8 protein-coding genes and 1 pseudogene are annotated in these 8,565 nt (G+C 36.5%); 6 read left to right on the plus strand and 3 right to left on the minus strand.

Annotated features, from left to right (window positions below; translation table 11 throughout):
• A pseudogene (locus H7254_RS09105) lies at positions 1-1,318 on the minus strand (alpha-rhamnosidase); the annotation flags it as partial.
• Between the two features lie 205 nt (positions 1,319-1,523).
• On the opposite strand from H7254_RS09105, the gene H7254_RS09110 reads away from it, so the two are divergent.
• From H7254_RS09110 to H7254_RS09120, 3 genes are all read left to right on the plus strand, one after another.
• Positions 1,524-1,790, plus strand: coding sequence for a hypothetical protein (locus tag H7254_RS09110; protein WP_301932674.1), 267 nt, complete (start codon positions 1,524-1,526; stop codon positions 1,788-1,790).
• A gap of 478 nt (positions 1,791-2,268) precedes the next feature.
• The gene (locus H7254_RS09115) at positions 2,269-3,285 is read left to right on the plus strand and encodes a fatty acid desaturase (RefSeq protein WP_301932675.1); all 1,017 of its coding nucleotides are present in this window, start codon (positions 2,269-2,271) and stop codon (positions 3,283-3,285) included.
• Between the two features lie 163 nt (positions 3,286-3,448).
• A complete protein-coding gene (locus H7254_RS09120) occupies positions 3,449-3,670 on the plus strand; it encodes a CDGSH iron-sulfur domain-containing protein (protein WP_301932676.1) in 222 nt (73 codons plus the stop codon).
• Between the two features lie 68 nt (positions 3,671-3,738).
• Here H7254_RS09120 and H7254_RS09125 read toward each other — a convergent pair whose 3' ends face one another.
• Both H7254_RS09125 and H7254_RS09130 read right to left on the minus strand, forming a co-directional pair.
• Positions 3,739-4,320, minus strand: coding sequence for a pentapeptide repeat-containing protein (locus tag H7254_RS09125; RefSeq protein WP_301932677.1), 582 nt, complete (start codon positions 4,318-4,320; stop codon positions 3,739-3,741).
• 20 nt (positions 4,321-4,340) lie between these two features.
• A complete protein-coding gene (locus H7254_RS09130) occupies positions 4,341-5,669 on the minus strand; it encodes a DEAD/DEAH box helicase (RefSeq protein ID WP_301932678.1) in 1,329 nt (442 codons plus the stop codon).
• A 259-nt stretch (positions 5,670-5,928) separates the two neighbouring features.
• On the opposite strand from H7254_RS09130, the gene H7254_RS09135 reads away from it, so the two are divergent.
• The 3 genes from H7254_RS09135 to H7254_RS09145 all read left to right on the plus strand — a co-directional run bounded on the left by H7254_RS09135 (position 5,929) and on the right by H7254_RS09145 (position 8,477).
• A complete protein-coding gene (locus tag H7254_RS09135) occupies positions 5,929-6,537 on the plus strand; it encodes a pseudouridine synthase (RefSeq protein ID WP_301932679.1) in 609 nt (202 codons plus the stop codon).
• A gap of 44 nt (positions 6,538-6,581) precedes the next feature.
• Complete coding sequence (locus H7254_RS09140; RefSeq protein ID WP_301932680.1) at positions 6,582-6,803, plus strand: class I SAM-dependent methyltransferase; 222 nt, start codon at positions 6,582-6,584, stop codon at positions 6,801-6,803.
• A 696-nt stretch (positions 6,804-7,499) separates the two neighbouring features.
• A complete protein-coding gene (locus tag H7254_RS09145) occupies positions 7,500-8,477 on the plus strand; it encodes a PhoH family protein (protein ID WP_301920929.1) in 978 nt (325 codons plus the stop codon).
• Positions 8,478-8,565: the final 88 nt, after the last annotated feature.

Here is an 8,565-nt window from a genome sequence, read left to right on the forward strand (position 1 = left end):
CGCCAATGTATTGCAATTGCTCGTAGTACGGGCAATCCATATATGTTTCCCAGGCACATAACCTGGCAGTACGCCAGCCAATCTCCAGCATTTTTTTATCAGTATCATTGCCTGATTCAAAACTTGTTTTTAACACAAACGAATAGCCAGTAAAGGTGCCGTAGATATCATCAATCACCAACGGTTCATCTTTGGTGGTTACTTTCAGTTGTATGTAACGATAGGTGCGCCAGGTTAAAGAAGTATATTGCTGATTACTGGTTCCATCGGCAAGAATACTGTCTTTTTTGCCGATAAAAATCTTACCGTCAATATCATTGCGGTTGCCTTTGCCCCTTCCCGATTTTGTTTTTTTATTTTCCGGAGTATACAATGCCTCGGCATAAGAAAGAGAAATACCTGCATCTTTCCCTTTGCTGAAAAGCAATGTGGGATAGGCATTGGTTAAAAAACTTTGATCGAGCAGCAAAGTTACACTTGTATTAGAGGGTATGATGAATGCCGTTTTTATTGCAGGAAAGGAAGCAGGTATTTCTATGCCATCGGCTTTTCGCAAAGCTGATAAGCGCTGTATTTTTAATTCCATCGGTGGCAATGGGGATGGTACCAGCATCCAGCCTCTTGAATCCCTCGCCGCATCTTTGGTTAATCCATGGCCAATAGTTCTGGAAGATGACCATTTGCTGTCATCATAATTTATTTGCTGCCAGCTTTTGGTGTTGAATTTCATTTGTACCAGTTCGCCCGGCCCAGCTACATAATAGCCCAGCACCTGTGGCGTTAAAGGCGAATAACTACTGTCCTTGATACTCTTCCAACTGTTATCGGTATTTAATATTTCTTCTGTTGCCGAATTGCCTTGCAAAATAAAACCGGTGAGGTAACTGATCTGTGCTTCCGGCTTTTGTTTGCCATCATTCCACACCAATGCTGCTACCGTATTTTTGCCGGCTTGCAAATACTTAGCAATATCCACGGTTTCAAAATTCCAGAAATACAAATCTCCTCTTGCCGGCCCAAGCGAAACCAGCTGTTCATTCACAAATAATTTATACCGGTTGTCTCCCGACACATGCACCACGAAGGAGGCAGGCTTTGCTACCAGCTCAAAATTTTTACGGAATTTATACACGCCATATTCTTTTAGGGAAGCGTCGTAAGCGGCTATTCCCTGATTCATGGGCGTAACGCCTGGAGCTGTTATCCATTGTGCCTTCCAGGGATTTTGCATCAGTGCATCGCTCAGTACTTGCGCCTGACTTTTACTATACAAAAAAAGGCTTATAAACAAAACGATAAGACGGCTGTATTTATTCATAAAAGTGATTATGGTGATTATTGCTATAATGTATTACTGATGGCTAACACCTGATTTATTGTATGCTATTTTATTATTTCGTTGTACTAATAACACCTTTCCAAATTGCGGTATATTTTCGCTGCTACCTGCGTCCTTATTCTGCTGCAATTAATGAAGGGGCTTTCTCTTTTATTCTTTCGTCTTTCGACTGATTATATAATTGTTGAAAAACTTACCTGATATTATTGCGGATAAAAATACAATTTTTTTCGGCGCTTCATCCTTTAAACCCCTTCAAAAGAAAGGCTTTACTTTTATTGAAACGCGGTATCGTTCGCCGATACTTTCCATTGAATTTGTTGAAAATAGTTGGCCCGTTGTAAACTGCTCAAGTTTTGTAAACGCAAATAAACAGCTGGCATCTTTTTGTATCCAGTCTTTACTACTTTTTGCAAGGCTGGCAAACACCTGCGCAGCAATTGAACCTTGATAATTATCTGGATGTTTTAACTGCAGCAATAAATCATCCCAAACCCCGATTGCTGCAAACCACCCGCTGATTAGTGCTTAGCGTACTATACTAAAATGAATCATTGCGAAGTTCCGCTTTATCAATCTGTATTTTTGTACAACCGTTTGAATAACTAAATTAGAAACCATTAAACTGTTTCGGCTGTTTAGCCTGAGCGACATTAACTTCACCACCGGAAGAAAAAATTATTAAAAAAAATAATTGGGAAATGAATTTCATCATAATTTTTATTATGGATAAAAATTACAATTTTTATCTTGTATAGACTTTATTACGTGTTAAAATCTGTAAATTATTAATTCTTTTATTTAAACCTGTTTTACCTTATAAAATTGACTCTAAATCACTACATTCGCGGATGAAAAAATTGAGAAGTGTTTAGACCGCTGTTTATCTCAGCGAGACACATTTTACCAATATCATTTATACAATCTTTATGGCAACAAAAAATTCATTTGTATTCTCAAACGTATCTGAGCCACATCGCATCAGAACAAAAGAAATCCTGAAAAGTCATCCGAATATAAGAAAACTGATTGGGAAAAATCCAATGACAATTTTCGTTATCCTTGGTCTCGTAATATTTCAGATTGTCATGGCCTGGCTGGTTGCCGACAAATCCTGGTGGATAGTGGCTGGTGCGGCTTATCTTATCGGAGCTTTTGCAGATCATGCATTGTTTGTAATGATACATGAATGTGCACACAGGTTATTATTTAAAAAGCCCGAATCCAACAGGCTGGCCGGTATATTGGCTAACATTCCTCAAATTTTTCCAAGTTCTGTTTCTTTTGAAAGATACCATATCAAGCATCATTCTTTTCAGGGTGTGCATGAACTGGATGGCGATTTACCTAACAAATGGGAGGCAAAACTGATCAATAATTATTTTATCGGCAAAGTAATCTGGTTATTATTTTACCCGTTTTTTCAAATATTCCGTATCGCAAGGTTAAAAGAAATTAAACCTTTTGATGGTTGGGTTGCATTGAACTGGATAGTACAAATTGTTTTTGTTGCGGCGGTATATTTTTTGCTTGGTCCCAAAGCACTTGCTTTTTTACTGATGAGTTTTTTCTTTTCAATTGGCCTGCATCCTTTAGGAGCAAGGTGGATACAGGAGCACTATTTAACCCATGGCGAGCAGGAGACCTATAGCTATTATGGTGTTTTAAACACAGTGGCATTTAATGTAGGATACCACAATGAGCACCATGATTTTCCATCCATACCCTGGAACAAATTACCACAGATAAGGTCGGGTGCTCCCACTTTTTATAATAGTTTATTTTACCACACTTCATGGACTAAACTATTTTTTCGTTTTCTATTTGATAAAGAGATTTCTTTATATTCAAGGATTGTAAGAAACAACCGCGGTAAGGTAACCCTTACCGATGAATCAAAGCCAGACATAGAAATTGTAAATATTAACCAAACCGTACCCAATTAAATCCTTTCCACGAAGCATCTGATTTATTAATTACCTGGTGGTGAGAAGCATTTCTTTTTGGAAAATAAAGAGACAATTTCATTTAACATACTTTAAGAATTTCTTTACTTACTAATCACATATTTTATTCTCTAAACTCTTAAATTTAAAAACATCAATTTCAATGGCAACTACAAAAATCACTGTAAATAATAATGGATCACTTAAAGTAGAAGGTGATTTTGAATTGGTTGATAAAAATGGTGCAGCGTATCATCTTGGTGGAAGAGAAGTAATTGCTATCTGCAGATGTGGGTTATCTAAAACCAAACCTTTTTGCGACGGATCGCACAAGGGGCATTTTGAACATGATGCAATTGCATTTGACCTGCCTCAAAAAAAATAGTACTGGTAAAAGTTATACCATTTTTCCGGGATTGATTTATAAGATCAATGAAGAAAAATACAGTGCTACTAATCAGTAATTATAATGTCAAGATTATACAAAAAGCAAAGTGCCTCAGGTAAACTGAACTTTGCTTTTTTTGTAATATTATTATTGAGACTAATGGTATAATTTACTGCGCCGGCAAAATTAGCTTGTGAAATATCGGTGTTTAAAAAGATGGCATTTTTTAAATCCGTTCCGGCAAAATTGGCCTGTATTAAATTACAGTTGGTAAAATCTACTTCATCTGCAATGCAGTTTATAAACTGTGCCTTCTTACAGTTTTTTCCAAAAAAACTGGAGTAACTGATCCGTGAATTTTTAAAGTTTACAGAAATAGGATTATCTGCATCATACCAAACAATACCGATGGCTTTGGAACCATTGATCTGCACCCCGCTGAAAGAACTGTCCTTAAATTTTATTAGTGACAAATCACATTCTTCAAACGTACATTTTTCGAAACGGCAATCCTCAAAAAAACATCCTTTTAAACTGCATTTATAAAAAGTACAATGATTAAAATCTTTACCGGTAATCTGCTTCTCTTCCCAGATTACATTTTCAAACTTTTTATAATCGTGTATATTTTTTTCCGGATTTTGCATCAAGGCATTCTTTAATTGAACTATTTTTTTTGACCCCTTGTAATTGGTTTGCCATATTTTTTTATCATCCGGTCTTTCTTTCTAACAATAAAATTTACCTTTTTATTTTTGGCAGATTTTTCATGAAAGCTCGGGCCAACCTCTTCTTTTTTAGGAACCTTTAACTGAATGATCTTCATAAAAACCTTTGGCTTCTCATCTTCAGTTAGCACATCTGATATTACCAGTCCGGCAGGTAAGTCTGTAACAGGAATGGTGTATTTCATCAAATCTTCAATGGCGGCCTGGGATTCTTTTTCGGCAGGCGTTGCAAATGTAATGGCAATGCCTTTTTTATCGGCACGGCCCGTGCGGCCTATCCGGTGTATATAATTTTCAGGCACTTCCGGCATATCAAAATTAATAACATGTGTTACCTCGGCAATGTCAATTCCCCTGGCAACAATATCGGTGGCAATTATAAAGCGGTAATTTCCTTCCTGAAATTGCTTTACTGTATTAAAGCGGTGATTCTGTTCTTTATTTGAATGAATAACTCCTGCAGTTCCCGGATATTTAGCTTCCAGCTGTTCGTACAATTCATCTGCTAATTTTTTAGTGGCTGCAAAAACGAGCACTTTGCTCATGTCGATGTTAGTTGCCAGTAAAAATTCCAGTAAATTAACCTTTGTATAAAAATTTGGAACATCGTACACTGTCTGTATAATATTTTCCAACGGTGTGCCGGTAGGCGCGGCTTCTACCCTTACCGGATCATTAAAATAAGTATCCATCAATTGTTCCACTTCATCCGTAATAGTGGCCGAAAACATCAGGTTCTGCCTTCTTGCAGGTAATAAATCCAATATATTTTTTAATTGTGTTCTAAAGCCAAGATTAAGCATTTCATCCACTTCATCAATTACCAGTTGCCGGATAGATTTTGTTTTAAAAGCCCCATTCATCGCAAGGTCGTACAGCCTTCCCGGGGTTGCTACCAATACATCCAACCCTTTTTCTACTTCTAGTTTTTGTGTATTAATATTTACGCCACCATAAACGCCCACTACCACCAGGCTGGTATAGGTGCTCAATGCTTTTACTGCTTCCACTACTTGTGCTACCAGTTCTCTTGTTGGCACAATAATCAGCACCTGTGGATTTTTTTCTTTTGAAAATTTCCATTGCCGCAAACAGGGAAGTAAATATGCAAAAGTTTTGCCGGTGCCCGTTTGTGCAATACCGCAAACATCTGCACCAGACATTACCACAGAAAAAACCTTGCGCTGAATAGTAGTAGGATTGGTATAGCCCAAATCGTCCAATGCGCTTAGTAATGGAGTATTTAAATTCAAATCATCAAAAGTCATATCGCTGAAATTGTCGGCGAAGGTAACCTTAATTATCAGTTAAACCCTTGCTTATACTACATTTGAACCAAGCCAGTGTTATAATTTTTTTATTGTTTATAAATACACATTCTTACAGTGTAGCTCCTTGTGAATAATGAAATTTTAACAAGCCATAAAAAGTTACCCTGTTGTAACAATAACAAGATGATTTAATTTATATTTTTTCTGAAATAAATTATTGAAATTGCAAGGATACAATTAATACAGTGTATCTGACATGGTTTATACAGCAAATAGATATTTTATCATCAACAAGCCATACAATATGGTATCGCAGTTTGTTAGCCCTGATAACGTTGGCTTATTAAAAGATATACCGTTTATATTTCCCGAAGGAATACATGCCATTGGCCGGCTCGACAATCATTCTGAAGGATTATTAATTTTAACCACCAATAAAAAAGTAACCAAATTATTATTTGAAAGTAAAGTGCCGCATAAAAGAACTTACCTGGTGCAGGTAAGAGACGTTGTTACAGAAGACAACTTGAAACTTTTACAAAAGGGTGTTACCATCCGTGTAAAAGGTGGAGGCTTCTACACCACAAGCCCTTGTGAAGTGTTGATAGTTGATAAACCAATCAATTTATATCACCGCGAAAATGAATTCAAAGAAGGCCTGCCCAATACCTGGTTAACCATTACTTTAACAGAAGGTAAATTTCACCAGGTGAGAAAAATGACGGATGCAGTGCGCCACCGATGCAAACGGCTGATCCGTTTATCGATAGAAGATTTGGCATTAAATGATTTGCAACCCGGTGAAGTAAAAGAAATTGAAGAGAAGGATTTTTTTGAACAGTTAAAAATAAACTGCGTTACCTAAATACATACCGGCACTATTTTTATCCCTTAAGTTTAAAAAATTCTATGAAGGATAGTTTCTCTATCCAGTCAAGTTTATACGCTATTTACAGGCCCCCTTACCCGGATGAAATATATAATTTTCGTTTGTCACTCGTATCTTTAAAAAAAGCAGCATGTGATTGCGGAACCGGAAACGGGCAGGTGGTAAAAGTTTTAGCAAACCATTTTGATAAAGTGCATGCAATAGATATTAGTGAACAGCAGTTAAGCCATGCTGTTAAATAAGAAAATATTTTGTATGCTGTTTCTGCTGCTGAAAAAACATTGTTTGGTGATAATAGTTTTGATTTGATTTCGGTGGCCCAGGCAAATACATTGGTTTGATTTTAAAGCCTTTTACAGTGAGGTAAAAAGAACACTTAAACACGGAGGCTTATTAGCCGTAATTGCTTATGGCCTGCTTAAAATAAATTTGGATGCCGATAAAATAATCAATCATTTAAATACCTGGATTATACATGATTAACGAGATAAAGAAAGAAGACACCTAATGAAAATTATCCAACCATTCCTTTTCCGTTTAAAGAAATAAAAAAGCCCGCAATTTAAAATTGAGTTTGAATGTATTCCCGAAGAATTTACTGGTTATCTCAATACCTGGTCTGTAGTACGGCATTATATAAAAGCCAACCAAGCTAATCCTGTAGATATCATTTATCCTGAGCTAAGTAAATTATTTTTATTGCAAAACAAACTAAAAGACCATTTTTCTGTTTTATTAAGAACCGTTTTTGCACAAAAGCAATATGCATAATTATTTAAAAATCCACCGTGGGTTATTCTATTTATTTTTTTCTTTTTTAACATTATGTGAATAAGTATTCCAACCTTTTGTCAATTGCAATTCACTAAATTTGAATATAGAGGAAATAACAAAAAGTACCACACAATTTCATTCGAAAACTTTAAACCAAACGCACTTTGACAGACACTATCATCAACCTTGAGTCAGTTAACCCGATTGAATTTTTTGGTGTTAACAATGGTAAACTCGACATTCTAAAAAAGAAATTTCCCCTTTTAAAAATTTTAAGCAGAGGCACACAAGTAAAATTGAGCGGGGCTCCCGAACAGATTGTAGATGCCAAAGAAAAAATTGATCTTATTGTTCAATACATTGAACAGAACGGGCACATGAGCGAGAATTATTTTGAGCAGATTTTAGGCGGTGATGATCAGCAGGTGGTAGACAACTTTATTGATCGCAATCCCAATGATGTATTAGTATTTGGTCCCAATGGAAAAACTGTGAGGGCACGTACCGTTAACCAGAAAAGAATGGTTACGGCCGTTGACAAAAACGATATTGTTTTTGCTATCGGACCTGCTGGCACCGGTAAAACTTATACTGCAGTGGCATTGGCAGTAAGGGCTTTAAAAAATAAATCGGTTAAAAAAATTATTTTAACAAGGCCCGCAGTAGAAGCAGGTGAAAACCTGGGATTTTTACCCGGTGATTTGAAAGAAAAAATTGATCCTTACCTGCGTCCATTGTACGATGCATTGGATGATATGATACCTGCCGATAAACTCGGTTATTATATGACCACCAGAACAATAGAAATTGCGCCACTGGCATACATGCGTGGCCGTACACTGGACAATGCATTTATTATTTTAGACGAAGCGCAAAATACCAACGACGGACAATTGAAAATGTTTTTAACCCGTATTGGTGCAAATGCCAAAGCCATTATCACCGGCGACCCCACACAGGTAGATCTGCCAAAGAATATGCGCAGCGGTATTGAAAAAGCATTGCGTATTTTAAAAAATGTGGATGGCATTAGCCATATAGAACTAGATGAAGAAGATGTTGTGCGCCATAAACTGGTAAAAGCAATCATTAGAGCCTATGATAAAGACAAGGAATTTGATACAACCAATGAACGGAGATAAAATATTTTTTTTTGAAAAAGAGGTAGCCGGAAGCTGCCTCTTTTTTGTTTCAGTGTAACCCTGTAAATAAAGTACCCTTAAATACATC

It is taken from the genome of Ferruginibacter sp. (assembly GCF_014377975.1).
In the GTDB taxonomy this organism is placed as follows: domain Bacteria; phylum Bacteroidota; class Bacteroidia; order Chitinophagales; family Chitinophagaceae; genus Ferruginibacter.

Bases quoted from the DNA above. Each gene is read 5' to 3' on its own strand.
- H7254_RS09140 (WP_301932680.1), top strand. From the start codon at position 6,582: ATGAAGGATAGTTTCTCTATCCAGTCAAGTTTATACGCTATTTACAGG.
- H7254_RS09125 (WP_301932677.1), bottom strand. From the start codon at position 4,320: ATGCAAAATCCGGAAAAAAATATACACGATTATAAAAAGTTTGAAAAT.
- H7254_RS09135 (WP_301932679.1), top strand. From the start codon at position 5,929: ATGGTTTATACAGCAAATAGATATTTTATCATCAACAAGCCATACAAT.
- H7254_RS09130 (WP_301932678.1), bottom strand. From the start codon at position 5,669: ATGACTTTTGATGATTTGAATTTAAATACTCCATTACTAAGCGCATTG.
- H7254_RS09120 (WP_301932676.1), top strand. From the start codon at position 3,449: ATGGCAACTACAAAAATCACTGTAAATAATAATGGATCACTTAAAGTA.
- H7254_RS09115 (WP_301932675.1), top strand. From the start codon at position 2,269: ATGGCAACAAAAAATTCATTTGTATTCTCAAACGTATCTGAGCCACAT.